This is a genomic window from Cellulomonas avistercoris (assembly GCF_014836445.1).
GTDB classification, from domain to species: Bacteria; Actinomycetota; Actinomycetes; order Actinomycetales; family Cellulomonadaceae; genus Cellulomonas; species Cellulomonas avistercoris.
Map to the genome: position 1 here is coordinate 88,508 of NZ_JACSQV010000006.1, position 14,496 is coordinate 103,003.

The window sequence follows — 14,496 nt, forward strand, 5'->3', positions numbered from 1 at the left end:
GGGGGGGCGCCCCCCCCCCCCCCCCCCCCCCCGCCCCGTACCGCCGACCACCCGAGGAGGACCGATGAGGACCACGCCCGCCGCCCCGCGCGACAGCTGGCTCTCCGGCCTCCTGTCGACCCTCACGACCTTCGCGCTCCTCGTGCTGCTCGCCGCGGCCGTGGCGCTCGCGGTGGTCCCCAAGGTCGTCGACGGTGCCGCACTGACGGTGCTCACCGGCTCGATGGTCCCCACGTACGATCCCGGCGACGTGGTCGTCGTCCGCGGCGTCAAGGACGTCGCGGCCGAGGTCCAGGTCGGCGATGTCGTCACGTTCCAGCCGGTGTCGGACGACCCGACGCTCATCACGCACCGTGTGGTGGAGAAGATCTTCACCGCCGAGGGCACGATGTTCGTCACGCGCGGCGACGCCAACAGCGCCGACGACGACCCGCTCGTGCCCGCTCAGGTCAAGGCGGAGGTCATGTACCACGTGCCGTACGTCGGGTACGCGTCGCTCTACCTCGGCCAGCAGCGCGGGCTGCTCGTCGTGGGCGTCGCCGTCGCGCTGCTCGGCTACGGCGCGTTCATGGTCCTGCGTCCCGAGCGCCGTCGCGCCGACGCAGCGGAGAGCCCCGCCGCGCTCACCCCTGACCTCCCCGCGCTCGCACACGTCCAGGAGGAGACCCGATGAGGCGCCGCCGCGCGCTGTCGCTCGTCGCGACGGCCCTGGTCGTCGCGGGTGCGACGGCCGGCATCACCTACGCCATGTGGGGCAAGGACGCCTCACTCGCCATGCCTGTCGTCCGCGCGGGCAACCTGGACCTCGCGCTCGTCGGCACCCCGCAGTGGAGCGAGACGACCCCGGGCATCACCCATGCCGTGCCCACGCAGAGCGACTACGTGACCGCGAACCACCTCGCGACGCCCGGGGACACGTTCACCGTGCGCCAGGAGTTCCGCACGACGCTCACCGGTGACAACCTGGCCGCGCGCGTCAACGTCCGGTGGGACACCCCGCCGAGCCTGACCCCGGCCGGACGGGTCACGGCCACCTACGTGGTCACCACCCCCGGCGGGACGTCGTCGACACCCGCCGCGGTCGGGTCGCCCGTCACGGTCCCGAGCGGCGGCGCGAACATCACGCCCGCCCAGGTGGCGGCATGGGGGTCCACGCCGTGGTCGGTCACCGTCACGCTCGCCTACACCGGCACGTCGTCGTTCGTCGTCGCGCCCACCGCCGTCGACTCGCAGCCGGCGACGTCGCTCGGCACGGTCGTGATCGAGCTCGCGCAGGTGCGGACGGGGGCCGGGTTCTCGTGACGACCGCGACGCGCCCCTCGTGGCGTCGACCGCACGGCTGGGTCCTCACGGCTGCCGTGGTGCTGGCGGCGGTCCTCGTGGGCGCCGGCACCGGCGGCACCTTCGCGCTGTGGCGCGACCAGGAGAGGGGCACGGCCGCGATGCCCGTGGGTGTCACCGTGTTCGGCGTCGGTGCCCCGGCCACGCCTGGCTCGCTCGCGACCTACGCGACCGCGGACGGCCAGTCGCTCGTCTTCGAGTTCGGCCCTGCGCAGGCGGCGACGCTGTACGGCACGACGGCGACGGGCGGCGCCGTGGCGATCCCCGTCCAGGTCGACTCGCTCGCGCAGGGTCACCGCGGCCTGTCGTACACGGTCACGCCCTCCGTCTCCGGCGGTGTGTTCGGGGCGTCGACCTGGGCGCTGTACAAGGTGGCGTCGCAGGCGGCGTGCACGACGTCGACGACGGGGACCGCGACGACGACCGCGACGCCGTGGAGCACCGCCTACACCTCGACCAGGGCGCTGACGTCCGAGTACTGGTGCCTCGTCGCGACGTTCGTCCCGGTCACCGGCACGCACGAGAACACCGCGACCGTGACCGGCACACCCGACACCCCGGGCATGGCCACTCCCCGGGAGGTCACCGACACCAGCGACACGTGGCGCGCGACCGTGGCCCAGACGCTCGACCCCGCGGCCGAGCCCACCCACCGCCTGACCTTCACGTTCACGACGACCCGTCCGGGCGGCACCCCGTGAGGGCCGTGCGCCACGCCGCAGGGGGTGTCCTCGCCCTGCTCCTGACCGTCGCGCCCGCGGCAGCCGCCACGGCCGCCGTCGACGTGGCCTGGACCGGCCCGACGCTGTCGCTCGCGTGGGACGGCTCGACGCGCGCGACCGCCGAGAGCTCGTTCGTCGGGGTGCCCGTGACCGTGCCGGGCGACCGAGCGGTGCGCTCGGTGACCGTGCGCAACGACGGCCCGAGCGGCGGCACGCTCCGCGCGTGGGTGACGCAGGTCGACCTGCTCGACCCGCCGGCCGGCTCCGTCGACCCGTTCTACGACGACCTCCGCCTCGACTGGGACACCGCGTCGCAGACCGACGGCGCGTCGTTCGCCGCGCTCGCGGACGCGCAGGAGACCCTCATCGCGCAGACCCACCTCGCGCAGGGGGCGTCGACGCACCTGCAGGTGGCGTACGAGCTGCCCCTCGCCGCGACGAGCGGCAACCGCTCCGCGGCCGGGGCGCGGCAGGCGTCGTTCGTCGTGCGGGTGCAGATCCAGGGCGACACCCCGACGTCCGCGCCGACTCCCGTCCCGGGCGCATCCGGGGGCATCGCCGCCGCTCCCGGGGCCGGCTCGGCCGCCGCCCTCGCCCTCACGGGCCTCGACGCGCTCCGTGCGGCCCTCCTCGCGGTCGTCGCCATCGGCGTCGGATCGACCCTTCTCGGCGCCGCTCGACGACGTCGCGACGTCCAGAACCCGGGCGGGGCCGGCACCACGCCGTCCGCGGGGTAGTCTCTACCGGCGGTCCGTCCCGCTCATCGACGGCGACGGGGTCGGAGGACGGCCCACACAGCAGGAGGACGACAGGTGCTCAGTGCATTCGCTCGGGCGTTCAGGACGCCCGACCTGCGGCGCAAGCTGCTCTTCACCATCGGGATGATGGTGCTCTTCCGCGCCGGGTCCTTCCTGCCGACCCCCGGGGTCAGCTATCCCAACGTGCAGGCCTGTATCGAGCAGACCGCGGACAACGACCTGCTGGGCCTGGTCAACCTGTTCAGCGGCGGCGCGCTCCTGCAGCTGTCCGTCTTCTCGCTCGGGATCATGCCGTACATCACGGCGAGCATCATCGTGCAGCTGCTGCGCGTGGTGATCCCCAAGTTCGAGGAGCTCCACAAGGAGGGGCAGTCCGGCACCGCGAAGCTGACGCAGTACACGCGGTACCTGACCATCGGCCTGGCGATCCTGCAGTCGACGACGATCATCACGTTCGCGCGCAGCGGCAACCTGTTCCAGGGCTGCACGCTCGACGTCATCCCGAACGACACGCCGCTGACGCTGCTCATCATGGTCATCACGATGACCGCGGGCACCGGCCTGATCATGTGGTTCGGCGAGCTCATCACCGAGCGCGGTGTCGGCAACGGCATGTCGCTGCTCATCTTCACGTCCATCGCCGCGTCGTTCCCCGGCGCCCTGTGGTCCATCGCCGGCGGCAACAACGGCGTCGGCAAGTTCATCGCCGTCCTCGCGATCGTCGTGCTGGTCATCGGGCTCGTCGTGTTCGTGGAGCAGTCGCAGCGCCGCATCCCGGTGCAGTACGCGAAGCGCATGGTCGGCCGCCGCATGTACGGCGGGTCGAGCACCTACATCCCGATCAAGATCAACATGGCCGGCGTCATCCCCGTGATCTTCGCGTCGTCGCTGCTCGCGGTGCCGACGCTGATCGCGCAGTTCGGTGACGCGACCGCGGGCTGGGTGCAGTGGATCAGCGTGAACGTGGCCGACCCGGCCGCGCCGCTGCACATGGCCCTCTACATCGTCCTGATCATCTTCTTCTGCTTCTTCTACACGGCGATCACGTTCAACCCGGACGAGGTCGCGGACAACATGAAGAAGTACGGCGGCTTCATCCCGGGGATCCGGGCCGGCCGTCCGACGGCCGAGTACCTCGACTACGTGATCACGCGTATCACGACGCCGGGCTCGCTCTACCTCGCCCTCGTCGCGCTGATCCCGATGATCGCCTTCATCGTGCTCGGCGTCGGTGCCAACATCCCGTTCGGCGGGGCGTCGATCCTCATCGTGGTGGGCGTCGGCCTCGAGACCGTCAAGCAGATCGAGTCCCAGCTGCAGCAGCGGCACTACGAAGGGTTCTTGCGTTGAGTTCACGTCTGGTCCTGCTCGGCCCCCCCGGTGCGGGCAAGGGAACGCAGGCCGCGCGCCTGGCCGAGGAGCTGGGCGTCCCGGCCATCTCGACCGGCGACATCTTCCGCTCCAACATCAAGAACGGCACGGAGCTCGGGCGACGCGTGCAGGACATCACGGCGTCGGGCGCGCTGGTCCCGGACGAGCTCACCAACGAGCTCGTCCGTGACCGCCTCGCGCAGGCGGACGCCGTCGACGGGTTCCTGCTCGACGGGTACCCCCGCAACGTCGCCCAGGTCGCGGCGCTCGACGAGATCCTGGCGTCCGCGGGGCACGAGCTGGACCTCGCGGTGGAGCTCACCGTGGACCCGCAGGTCGTGGTCGACCGTCTGACGAAGCGCGCGCAGATCGAGGGGCGCGCGGACGACACCGAGGACGTCGTCCGCCACCGGCTCGACGTGTACGCCGAGCAGACGGCGCCCATCTCGCAGGTCTACGCCGCCCGCGGCCTGCTCGTGCAGGTCGACGGGCTCGGCGAGGTCGACGACGTCACGGCTCGGCTCCTGGCGGTGCTGAGCCCGTCCGCCTCCTAGGGGAGCGGCCGTGTTCGGGCGCGAGCGCGTCGAGTACAAGACCCCGGAGCAGGTCGCGGTCATGCGGCGTGCCGGCCTGGTCGTGGCGGACGCGCTCGACGCCGTCCGCGCCGCGCTGGCGCCGGGTGTGACGACCGCCCGGCTCGACGCGGTGGCGGAGGACGTCATCACGTCCGCCGGTGCCACGCCGTCGTTCCTCGGCTACCACGGGTACCCCGCCTCGCTCTGCGTCTCCGTCAACGACGAGATCGTCCACGGGATCCCGGGCTCGCGTGTGCTCCAGCCCGGTGACGTCGTCTCCGTGGACTGCGGCGCGATCGTCGACGGCTGGCACGGCGACTCCGCCTTCACGGTCGTCCTGGACCCCGCCGACCCCGCGGACGTCGAGCTCGCGGCCACGACCGAGGACGCCATGTGGGCCGGCATCGCGGCGCTCGCCACCGGCGAGCGGCTCGGCGCGGTGGGGGAGGCCGTCGAGGAGGTCGTCGAGACCGCGGCCGCGCGCAGCGGCTCGGCCCCGTTCGGCATCGTCGAGGACTACGTCGGCCACGGGATCGGCACGGCCATGCACCAGCCGCCCGACGTCCCGAACTTCCGGACCCGCGACCGCGGCCTCAAGCTCCGGCCGGGGCTGTGCGTGGCGGTCGAGCCGATGCTGGTCCGCGGCGACCAGGCCAACCGGACGCTGGCCGACGACTGGACCGTCGTCACCGACGACGGCTCGCGTGCCGCCCACTGGGAGCACACCGTCGCGCTGCTCGAGGACGGCATCGTCGTGCTCACCGCGCGGGACGGCGGCGCCGCGCGGCTGCGCGCCCTCGGTGTCGAGGTCGCCTCGCTCTGACCTCAGCCGCCCGGCCGGCCGTCGAGCCGGCACCGCGACATCGGTCGTTCCGACTCGACCGCGGTGAGGTGGCGGAGACGGGGGTCGTGGCTCCGAGAGGGTGACGTCGCCCACGAAGGAGTGAGCGGACGGTGCCCGCGGGCGTGCACCCTGCACCGTCGAGGCGCCCCCCGTCGCGAGCGGGGGAGAGTGAAGGCGGCCGTGCGTGGCGATCATCGCGCGACGGTGCGTCGCAGCGGCCGACTGGCCGCCGCGACGAAGGAGCAGACACCGATGGACCGCCCCCGTACCACCCCCGTGCGCAGCAGCAGGAGAGCGCTGCGTCGACGCGCCGCAGCAGCGGCGCTCGCCGGGAGCGTGGTGATGCTGTCCGTCGGCCTCGTCGCCGGCCCCGTCCAGGCGGACGTCGCCGGCGTGTGCGTGGCGGGTGAGACGGTCAACCCCATGGGTGTCGCGACGCCCGTCGGCGCCGATCACGGGTACACGATCTGGACCTCCGGAGACACGCTGCTCGACAACAGCGAGGTCGAGGGGTCACTCGCGGTCGGCGGCACCCTGACCGTGGGCAGCACGCACCAGGGCGACTTCCCGATCGTGCACGCCATCGCCGGCAACGCCGCGTACGGACTGCCGGTGGTCGACGGCCACGTGAACCGCCTCCTCGTCAACGCCTACACCCCGGGGGACGGGCCCGCCCGCGCGGTGAAGGTCAAGACGCAGGGCAGCGCAGGCGTCACGGGCTACGGGGATCTGGACGGCCACGCGGTGCTCGTGGACACGTCCACGCCCCCCGGCTTCGAGGTGCGGCCTGGCTTCGAGAGCGCAGGTCATCTCGCCTTCTGGGCGGGTGCGACATCCGCGTGGGGCGGTCTGAACGCGAACCAGCGGCCCGGCATCGAGTCGTTCACGCAGACGCCGGCCGAGGCCTCGACGCTCCAGGCGCAGCACGCGTTCACGGACTACTTCGGGCCGGACGCGGGGACGGCGCTGCTGGCGCAGACCGACGGCTGGCTCGCTCCGACCTACCCGTCGGACCAGAACCAGCCGATCGTCCTCGCGCCCGGTGGCGCCAACCGCACCACCTTGTCCGCCCTCGTCACCCGGTACGGCGGCATCGGCAAGTTCGCGCTCGCGGGACACGGTTCGACCGGCAGCTCCCTCATCGTCAAGGTCACGCCCGCCGACGTCGTGGGTGGGGTCCTCGTCCTGCCGAGCGTCGCGCAGGCCGGCAAGGACGGAGACATGGCGAGCTACGTCCTGTGGGACCTGTCCGACCTGACCGGGACGGTGACGCTCCGGGCGCCGAACGAGCCGGTCCGCGGTGCGGTGTACGCGCCGGCGGCTCGCGTCGTGGTCGACGACCGCGAGTTCGAGGGGCAGATCGTGGCCGAGAGCTTCGTGGGCATCGCCCCCGGCAAGGAGGTGCACACCAGCCTGTTCCTCGGCAGCGTGCCGTGCACGAGCAGCTCGGTCGTGCCGACGCCCACCGCCGAGCCGACGGTTCAGCCGACCGCCGAGCCGACGGTTCAGCCGACCGCCGAGCCGACCGTCGAGCCGACGGTTCAGCCGACGGCCGGGCCGACCGCCGAACCGACGGTTCAGCCGACGGCCGAGCCGACCCTCCAGCCGACGGCTGAGCCGACCGTTCAGCCGACCGTCGAGCCGACGGCCGAGCCGACCGTTGAGCCGACGGCCGAGCCGACCGTCCAGCCGACGGTCGAGCCGACGGTCGAGCCGACGGTCGAGCCGACGGTCGAGCCGACCCTCCAGCCGACGGCCGAGCCGACCGTTCAGCCGACGGCCGAGCCGACCGTTCAGCCGACGGCCGAGCCGACGGCCGAGCCGACGGTTCAGCCGACGGCCGGCCCGACCGTCGAGCCGACGGCCGGACCCACAGCAGGAGCGACGCCGACCGTCGAGCCCACGGCGACGGTCGAGCCCACGGCGACCCCGACGGCTGAGCCGACGTCGACCGTGGGCGCGCAGCCGTCGGACACCGCGACGCCGACCCCGACGGCAGCCGTCGGCGTCGAGACCTCCGGGCCCACCTCGGGGGCGGCGGCAGAGGGCGGCGACGTGCTGGCGGTCACCGGTGCGTCGGCCGGAGGCGTCGCCCTGTCGGCGGGCGTGCTCCTGCTGGCCGGGACGCTGATCCTCGCTGCGCGCGCTCGTCGGGTGAGGTCCGTCGAACGCTGAGCACCCCCGGGGGCGGGGCCCCCCCCCGCCCCCCCCGGGCCACGCGCTCCGTTGCGCGGGGCGTACGGCGACGCAGGCCGGTACCGACCGGCGTCGGGATGCCGTATGATTGCTCGTTGGTTGTGTGCGCCGTTCGTTCGGCGACCAGTCACCCCATGATCAGGCCGCACGATCTCGTGCGGGTCCGGCACGTCCTGCGGACGGTCCAGGGGTGGTACGACCACCGGCAGGACAAGTCGAGCACGACAGTTAGCGGAGGACATGGCCAAGAAGGACGGCGTCATCGAGATCGAGGGCAGCGTGGTCGAAGCGCTGCCCAACGCGATGTTCCGCGTGGAGCTGGCCAACGGCCACAAGGTGCTCGCGCACATCTCAGGCAAGATGCGCCAGCACTACATCCGGATCCTCCCCGAGGACCGTGTGGTGGTCGAGCTCAGCCCGTACGACCTGTCCCGCGGGCGCATCGTCTACCGCTACAAGTAACCACCACCATCGAGACGCCGTCGGTCGGACCCACGTGGCCCGGGCGCGGCGGCGGAGGAACGAACGCGATGAAGGTCAAGCCGAGCGTCAAGAAGATCTGCGACAAGTGCAAGGTGATCCGCCGGCACGGTCGCGTCCAGGTGATCTGCGAGAACCTGCGCCACAAGCAGCGCCAGGGCTGAGCAGCAGCACCACCGCCCCCTCCCGGGGGCAGCAAGCGCACCGCCGCCCCGTGACCCCGGCTCCGGCCCAGGTCACGGTGAACCCCCAGCTCGGAGGCTGGGGCCCGCAAGGACTGCGGGAGGACGGTGCGGCAGACCTCCGAGTGCAGTACAGGAGCCACCAGGCACATGGCACGTCTCATCGGTGTCGACCTGCCCCGCGACAAGCGGGTCGAGGTCGCCCTCACGTACATCTTCGGGGTCGGGCGCACGCGTGCGCAGCAGGCCCTGGCCGCCACGGGCATCAGCCCCGACGTCCGGGTCAAGGACCTGGGCGACACCGAGCTGGTCGCACTGCGCGACTTCCTCGAGGGGAGCTTCAAGCTCGAGGGTGACCTCCGTCGCGAGATCGCCGCCGACATCCGCCGCAAGGTCGAGATCGGCAGCTACGAGGGTCTGCGTCACCGCCGCGGCCTCCCGGTGCGTGGTCAGCGCACCAAGACCAACGCGCGTACCCGCAAGGGCCCCAAGCGCACCGTCGCCGGCAAGAAGAAGGCCGGGCGCAAGTGACGCAGCGGGCTGGTCGCGCCTGTCGCTGACCGCCCGCCCGTCGGCCCACCGACCCGCAGACCCCGAGAGAAGAAAAGATGCCTCCCAAGTCCCGTACCGCCGTGCGCAAGCCGCGCCGCAAGGAGAAGAAGAACGTCTCCCACGGCCAGGCGCACATCAAGAGCACGTTCAACAACACCATCGTGTCCATCACCGACCCGTCGGGCGCCGTGATCGCCTGGGCGTCGTCGGGCCAGGTGGGCTTCAAGGGCTCCCGCAAGTCGACGCCGTTCGCCGCGCAGCTCGCTGCCGAGGCGGCGGCCCGCAAGGCGCAGGAGCACGGCATGCGCAAGGTCGACGTCTTCGTCAAGGGCCCCGGCTCGGGCCGTGAGACCGCGATCCGCTCGCTGCAGGCCACCGGCCTGGAGGTCGGCTCGATCCAGGACGTGACGCCGCAGGCCCACAACGGCTGCCGTCCGCCGAAGCGTCGCCGCGTCTGACCCGCGTCCGGCCGGGACGGTACCCGTGGTACCCGTCCCGGCCGTCGCGTGCCCGCCGCGCAGCACGTGCGGCCGCCCCGCAGGGGGCAGCCGACCGTGGGCGCGTCGGTCCACCACAGCACTTACGCCCAGGCGTGCAGACCGAGGCACGTCCAGGCACGCAGTACCTGCGAAAGCGTCATATGGCGGACGCTCGCGGAGAGGAATCACACCGTGCTGATCGCACAGCGTCCCACCCTGACCGAAGAGGTCATCTCGGAGCACCGTTCGCGGTTCTCCATCGAGCCCCTCGAGCCCGGCTTCGGCTACACCCTCGGCAACTCCATGCGCCGGACGCTCCTGTCGTCCATCCCGGGCGCCGCTGTGACGTCGATCCGTATCGACGGCGTGCTGCACGAGTTCTCGACGATCCCGGGTGTCAAGGAGGACGTCACCGAGATCATCCTCAACATCAAGAACCTCGTCGTCTCCTCCGAGAACGACGAGCCCGTCGTGATGTACCTGCGCAAGCAGGGTGCGGGTGAGGTCTCCGGCGCGGACATCGTGCCGCCCGCCGGCGTCGAGGTGCACAACCCCGAGCTGCACCTGGCCACGCTGAACGAGAAGGGCAAGCTCGAGATCGAGCTGACCGTCGAGCGCGGCCGTGGCTACGTGTCGGCGAACCAGAACAAGTCGTTCGACGCCGAGATCGGCCGCATCCCGATCGACTCGATCTACTCGCCGGTCCTCAAGGTGACCTACAAGGTCGAGGCGACCCGTGTCGAGCAGCGCACCGACTTCGACAAGCTCATCGTCGACGTCGAGACGAAGCCGGCGATCAGCCCGCGCGACGCCCTCGCGTCGGCCGGCCGCACGCTGGTGGAGCTGTTCGGGCTCGCCCGTGAGCTCAACGTCGAGGCGGAGGGCATCGAGATCGGCCCGTCGCCGACCGACGCCGCCCTGGCTGCGGACCTGGCGCTGCCGATCGAGGACCTGCAGCTGACGATCCGGTCCTACAACTGCCTCAAGCGCGAGGGCATCCACTCCGTGGGCGAGCTCGTGGCGCGGTCCGAGGCGGACCTGCTGGACATCCGCAACTTCGGTGCGAAGTCGATCACCGAGGTCAAGGAGAAGCTGGCCGAGCTCGGCCTGACGCTCAAGGACAGCCCGCTGGACTTCGACCCCTCGGCCGCCGGCGGCTACTACGGGGACGACGAGACCGACTTCGTCGAGGACGAGCAGTACTGACGTAGGTGCTCCCGTGACCGTGCGCTGACGCGCCGGCCACGGGACGTCGCCCTCATCGCAGAACCCAAGGAGTAGAGACCATGCCCACGCCCACCAAGGGTCCCAGGCTCGGTGGTAGCCCGGCGCACGAGCGGCTCATCCTCGCGAACCTCGCGACGGCGCTGTTCGAGCACCGGAGGATCACGACCACGGAGACGAAGGCCAAGCGCCTGCGTCCCCTGGCCGAGCGCCTCATCACGTTCGCCAAGCGCGGCGACCTGCACGCGCGTCGCCGCGTGCTGACCGTCGTGAAGGACAAGGGTGTCGTGCACACCCTGTTCACGGAGATCGCGCCGGCCGTGGCCGACCGCCAGGGCGGCTACACGCGCATCACCAAGATCGGTCCGCGCAAGGGCGACAACGCCCCCATGGCCGTCATCGAGCTCGTCCTCGAGCCGCTGTCGCCCAAGCAGGCCGTCGTCAAGGAGGCCACCCGCGCCACCGAGAAGGCAGCGCCCAAGAAGGCGGCGAAGTCCGAGGACAAGCCGGTCGAGGACGCTCCGGTCGAGGACGCTCCCGTCGAGGACGCCCCGGTCGAGGACGCCAAGGTCGAGGACGCTCCCGTCGAGGACGCCAAGGCCTGACGCACCCCGCACCACGACAGGGCCCGGACACCGCACGGTGTCCGGGCCCTGTGCCGTCCCGCCTGCTGCGTCCCTCGGGCGGGTGCACCCGTGCCCGCATAGCCTCGGCCCATGGCCCCGGCACTGCCCGTCGTCCTCGTGCACGGCCTGCGGGCGTCCCGCACGATGTGGCGCGCGCAGGTCGAGGCCCTCGAGCGCGCCGGTCACGTCGCGCTCGCCGTGGACCTCCCCGGGCACGGTGAGCGCATCGCGGAGACGTTCACGTGGGACGGCGCGCTGCAGGCCGTACGGGACGGTGTCGACGCCGTCGGGGGACGGGCGCTCGTCGTCGGCCTCTCGCTCGGCGGGTACGTCGCCGTCGCGCACGCGGCGCGCTACCCCGAGCAGGTCGCCGGGCTCGTGGCGGCGGCCTGCAGCTCGCGGCCGTACCCGGCCGTCCTGCGCGCCTGGGCGGCGGCGGCGGACGGGTTCTTCGCGCGCCTGCCCGACCGCGGGGCGGCCATCAACCAGGCGCTCGTCGACCGCACGCTGCCGCCGCAGGCTGCCGTCGACGTCGGGGCGGGCGGCTTCGCCCTCGACGTCGTCGGGGACACCATGCGCGCGATGCGGCGCGCGGACCCGCTGACCGACCTCGCGCGCCTCGACGTGCCCGTCTGGATCGTCAACGGCCGGTTCGACCACTTCCGCGGTGAGGAGCGGCGCTTCGTGGCCGCCTGCCGGGAGGGCCACCTCGTGGTCGTGCCGGGGGCCACCCACCTGGTCAGCCTCGTGCAGCCCGTGCGCTTCACGCGCGTGCTGCTGGAGGTGCTCGACGACCTCGACGCCCGGGCGGAGCCGTCAGGCGTCGTGCGTGCGCAGGTCCCACGCGCGGACGCCCCCGACGATGCCGGCCCGGTTGGGCACGACGACGACGTCGTCGCCGAGCCGTTCGAGCGTGGGCGGCGACACGCGCCGGGAGTTGCCGCCGCCGAGGTACAGGCGGTCCCAGTGGAAGACGGGCCGCAGCCCCTCGACGACCTTGCGGACCCGTCGTGACCACAGCGCGTCCCCGAGGCGCGCGCGCTCGTGCTCGCCGACGTACGCGTCGTACGTCGTGCCCCACCGCACCGGGGCGTGCGACAGCTCCAGGTGGGGCGCCAGCCGCCCGCCGTCGAACAGTGCGGCGCCCAGGCCCGTGCCGAGCGTGAGGACGAGCTCGAGGCCCGTGCCGGAGACCACGCCGGCACCGTGCACCTCGGCGTCGTTCAGGACGAGCGTCGGGATGCCGAGGCGCGCGGTCAGCAGCGCCTGCACGTCGCAGCCGGCCCACGCGGCGCGCAGCTCGGGCACCACGGCGCTGCGCGGTCCGGAGCGGGTCACGTAGTGCGGTGTGGCGACGACGACGCCGTGGCGGACCATCCCGGGGACGCCCACGGTGGCGCGCTGCGCGACCGGCAGGCCGGCGGCGATGTCGGCGATCGTGTCCGCCAGGCGCTGCGGGGGCAGGGGGTACGGCGTGGGGACGCGCACGGCCGGGGCGTGCAACGTGCCGGCGGCGTCGAGCACGGACGCCTTGATCCCGCTGCCGCCGCAGTCGACGGCCAGCGTGTACGGCTCGGACGGACGGTGCACCGTGCCACGGTAGCCCGCCGGTTACGGTGGGGCCCGTGACCGGCGAGGAGACGCGCACCGTGCGCCTGCGTCTGGACCTGGCGTACGACGGCGGGCGGTTCGCCGGCTGGGCCCGGCAGCCGGGTCTGCGGACCGTGCAGGGTGAGCTCGAGGCGGGTCTCGCGACGGTGCTGCGCAGCGAGCCGCGTGGCGAGCCCGTGCCGCGCGTGACGGTCGCCGGGCGCACCGACGCCGGCGTGCACGCGCGGGGTCAGGTGGCCCACGTGGACGTCGTGACGGGCGCGCTGGCGGCCGCGCGCGGCCGGTCGGACCGTCAGGACGTGGACGCGCTCGCGACGCGCCTGGCGGGCGTCCTGCCGGACGACCTGGTGGTCCGGGCCGTGCGCCGTGCGCCCGACGGGTTCGACGCGCGGTTCTCCGCGCTGCGCCGGCGCTACGCCTACCGGGTGTGCGACACCCCGGCCACGCGTGACCCGCTGCGTCGGGGCTGGGTCCTGTGGCACCGCCGGCCGCTCGACGTCGCCGCGATGGACGCCGCGGCCGGCACGCTCGTGGGGCGCCACGACTTCGCGGCCTACTGCAAGCCGCGTCCGGACGCGACGACGATCCGCACGCTCGAGGCCTTCGGCTGGTCGCGGCCCGACGCGGGTCCCGACGCCGGGCTCGTCGTGGCCCACGTGCAGGCCGACGCGTTCTGCCACTCGATGGTGCGGGCGCTGGTCGGTGCGAGCATCGCCGTGGGGGAGGGGCGACGGCCCGTCACGTGGCCGCGCGAGCTCCTCGACGGGCGCGTGCGGCACGGCGGCGCGACCGTCGTCCCGGCGCACGGCCTGACGCTCGAGGAGGTCACGTACCCCGCGGACGACGAGCTGGAGGGCCGTGCGGAGCAGACGCGCGCGCGCCGCAGCGCCGACGACGTGGACGGTGCGCCGCCCGTGCCCGGCTGCTGCGGCTGACGTCGCCGGCACCACGCGACGGGCGCGGTCCCGGCGACGTCACTGCCGGCTCAGGGCGTGCGGGGCTCCTCGCCGCCGACGTCCTGCGACGTGACCTCGTCGTCGTCGTCCGTGGCCCAGGCGCCCACGTACTCCTCCTCGATGACGTGCACGGCCGCCTCCTCGGCGGACGCGGCGCCGCCGTCGACGCCCGCGTCGACCGCGAACTCGTCGGTCCCGCCGGCCTCGACCGCGTCGTCGTCCTCGACCAGGCGTCCGGCACGCAGCTCGTCGCGGTGCGGGGCGGGCGGCGTCTCGGCCTCCCAGACCTCCGGCTCCTCCTGCGCCACGCGCTGGTCGAGCGTCTCGCCGCGGGCCTCCTCCCACGCCGTCTCGCCGAAGTGCGCGGAGGCCGGCCGCGGGCGCTCGGGCACGGTGATGCCCTCGTCGAGCGGGTCGGTCACGCCGCGCTCGACCATCGTGTCCTCGCCGGGCAGCTGGTTGCTGTCGCCCTCGCTGCCCAGGGCCGGGTCGGTGCTGGTTGCTGGGGTGTCCTCGCTCATGCCCCCGACCCAAGCACTGCTCGCACGGTCCCGCCACAGGACCGCGGTGCGCGCCCCG

The 14,496-nt window shown here is 73.1% G+C and carries 17 protein-coding genes and 1 pseudogene; 16 read left to right on the forward strand and 2 right to left on the reverse strand.

Going from position 1 to position 14,496, the window contains the following annotated elements; all coding sequences use genetic code 11:
• Positions 1 to 64 precede the first annotated feature (64 nt).
• The 15 genes and pseudogenes from H9657_RS08560 to H9657_RS08630 all read left to right on the forward strand — a co-directional run.
• The gene (locus tag H9657_RS08560; RefSeq protein WP_191782382.1) at positions 65 to 673 is read left to right on the forward strand and encodes a signal peptidase I; all 609 of its coding nucleotides are present in this window, start codon (positions 65 to 67) and stop codon (positions 671 to 673) included.
• Positions 670 to 1,302 carry a hypothetical protein gene (locus H9657_RS08565; protein WP_191782385.1) on the forward strand — a complete coding sequence of 211 codons (633 nt, stop codon included), beginning with the start codon at positions 670 to 672 and terminating at the stop codon, positions 1,300 to 1,302. The genes H9657_RS08560 and H9657_RS08565 overlap by 4 nt, the downstream gene beginning before the upstream one ends.
• Positions 1,299 to 2,042 (forward strand): hypothetical protein, encoded by a 744-nt coding sequence (locus H9657_RS08570; protein ID WP_191782388.1) that lies wholly within the window; start codon positions 1,299 to 1,301, stop codon positions 2,040 to 2,042. The genes H9657_RS08565 and H9657_RS08570 overlap by 4 nt, the downstream gene beginning before the upstream one ends.
• 5 nt (positions 2,043 to 2,047) lie before the next feature.
• Complete coding sequence (locus H9657_RS08575) at positions 2,048 to 2,800, forward strand: hypothetical protein (RefSeq protein WP_225214956.1); 753 nt, start codon at positions 2,048 to 2,050, stop codon at positions 2,798 to 2,800.
• A 75-nt stretch (positions 2,801 to 2,875) separates the two neighbouring features.
• Positions 2,876 to 4,171 (forward strand): preprotein translocase subunit SecY, encoded by a 1,296-nt coding sequence (gene secY, locus H9657_RS08580; protein ID WP_191782394.1) that lies wholly within the window; start codon positions 2,876 to 2,878, stop codon positions 4,169 to 4,171.
• Entirely contained in the window at positions 4,168 to 4,746 is a 579-nt protein-coding gene (locus H9657_RS08585) for an adenylate kinase (RefSeq protein WP_191782397.1), read from the forward strand. The genes secY and H9657_RS08585 overlap by 4 nt, the downstream gene beginning before the upstream one ends.
• A gap of 10 nt (positions 4,747 to 4,756) precedes the next feature.
• A complete protein-coding gene (map, locus tag H9657_RS08590; RefSeq protein ID WP_191782399.1) occupies positions 4,757 to 5,590 on the forward strand; it encodes a type I methionyl aminopeptidase in 834 nt (277 codons plus the stop codon).
• Positions 5,591 to 5,863: 273 nt separating this feature from the next.
• Positions 5,864 to 7,786 carry a collagen-binding domain-containing protein gene (locus H9657_RS19030; protein WP_225214957.1) on the forward strand — a complete coding sequence of 641 codons (1,923 nt, stop codon included), beginning with the start codon at positions 5,864 to 5,866 and terminating at the stop codon, positions 7,784 to 7,786.
• Between the two features lie 261 nt (positions 7,787 to 8,047).
• On the forward strand, positions 8,048 to 8,269 hold the full coding sequence (gene infA, locus H9657_RS08600) for a translation initiation factor IF-1 (RefSeq protein ID WP_012867920.1): 222 nt from the start codon (positions 8,048 to 8,050) through the stop codon (positions 8,267 to 8,269).
• A gap of 68 nt (positions 8,270 to 8,337) precedes the next feature.
• Positions 8,338 to 8,451, forward strand: a complete 114-nt coding sequence (gene rpmJ / locus H9657_RS08605; RefSeq protein ID WP_013117849.1) for a 50S ribosomal protein L36 — start codon at positions 8,338 to 8,340, stop codon at positions 8,449 to 8,451.
• A 168-nt stretch (positions 8,452 to 8,619) separates the two neighbouring features.
• Positions 8,620 to 9,000, forward strand: coding sequence for a 30S ribosomal protein S13 (rpsM, locus tag H9657_RS08610; RefSeq protein WP_191782401.1), 381 nt, complete (start codon positions 8,620 to 8,622; stop codon positions 8,998 to 9,000).
• Positions 9,001 to 9,077: 77 nt separating this feature from the next.
• Complete coding sequence (gene rpsK / locus H9657_RS08615; protein ID WP_135973018.1) at positions 9,078 to 9,479, forward strand: 30S ribosomal protein S11; 402 nt, start codon at positions 9,078 to 9,080, stop codon at positions 9,477 to 9,479.
• 213 nt (positions 9,480 to 9,692) lie between these two features.
• Entirely contained in the window at positions 9,693 to 10,706 is a 1,014-nt protein-coding gene (locus H9657_RS08620; protein WP_191782402.1) for a DNA-directed RNA polymerase subunit alpha, read from the forward strand.
• An 80-nt stretch (positions 10,707 to 10,786) separates the two neighbouring features.
• The gene (gene rplQ, locus H9657_RS08625) at positions 10,787 to 11,329 is read left to right on the forward strand and encodes a 50S ribosomal protein L17 (RefSeq protein WP_191782404.1); all 543 of its coding nucleotides are present in this window, start codon (positions 10,787 to 10,789) and stop codon (positions 11,327 to 11,329) included.
• Positions 11,330 to 11,494: 165 nt separating this feature from the next.
• Positions 11,495 to 12,055: pseudogene (locus H9657_RS08630) on the forward strand (alpha/beta fold hydrolase); the annotation flags it as partial.
• A 111-nt stretch (positions 12,056 to 12,166) separates the two neighbouring features.
• Here H9657_RS08630 and H9657_RS19035 read toward each other — a convergent pair.
• Positions 12,167 to 12,940, reverse strand: coding sequence for an ROK family protein (locus H9657_RS19035; protein WP_318241381.1), 774 nt, complete (start codon positions 12,938 to 12,940; stop codon positions 12,167 to 12,169).
• A 26-nt stretch (positions 12,941 to 12,966) separates the two neighbouring features.
• Between H9657_RS19035 and truA the strand changes: the two genes are divergently transcribed.
• Positions 12,967 to 13,896, forward strand: a complete 930-nt coding sequence (gene truA, locus H9657_RS08635) for a tRNA pseudouridine(38-40) synthase TruA (protein ID WP_191782408.1) — start codon at positions 12,967 to 12,969, stop codon at positions 13,894 to 13,896.
• 50 nt (positions 13,897 to 13,946) lie between these two features.
• On the opposite strand, the gene H9657_RS08640 is transcribed toward truA, so the two are convergent.
• Positions 13,947 to 14,438, reverse strand: coding sequence for a DUF5709 domain-containing protein (locus H9657_RS08640; protein WP_191782410.1), 492 nt, complete (start codon positions 14,436 to 14,438; stop codon positions 13,947 to 13,949).
• Positions 14,439 to 14,496: the final 58 nt, after the last annotated feature.

Coding starts and splice junctions, on each gene's coding strand:
- H9657_RS08560 (WP_191782382.1), top strand. CDS start 65: ATGAGGACCACGCCCGCCGCCCCGCGCGACAGCTGGCTCTCCGGCCTC.
- H9657_RS08565 (WP_191782385.1), top strand. CDS start 670: ATGAGGCGCCGCCGCGCGCTGTCGCTCGTCGCGACGGCCCTGGTCGTC.
- H9657_RS19030 (WP_225214957.1), top strand. CDS start 5,864: ATGGACCGCCCCCGTACCACCCCCGTGCGCAGCAGCAGGAGAGCGCTG.
- infA (WP_012867920.1), top strand. CDS start 8,048: ATGGCCAAGAAGGACGGCGTCATCGAGATCGAGGGCAGCGTGGTCGAA.
- rpmJ (WP_013117849.1), top strand. CDS start 8,338: ATGAAGGTCAAGCCGAGCGTCAAGAAGATCTGCGACAAGTGCAAGGTG.
- rpsM (WP_191782401.1), top strand. CDS start 8,620: ATGGCACGTCTCATCGGTGTCGACCTGCCCCGCGACAAGCGGGTCGAG.
- rpsK (WP_135973018.1), top strand. CDS start 9,078: ATGCCTCCCAAGTCCCGTACCGCCGTGCGCAAGCCGCGCCGCAAGGAG.
- rplQ (WP_191782404.1), top strand. CDS start 10,787: ATGCCCACGCCCACCAAGGGTCCCAGGCTCGGTGGTAGCCCGGCGCAC.
- H9657_RS08640 (WP_191782410.1), bottom strand. CDS start 14,438: ATGAGCGAGGACACCCCAGCAACCAGCACCGACCCGGCCCTGGGCAGC.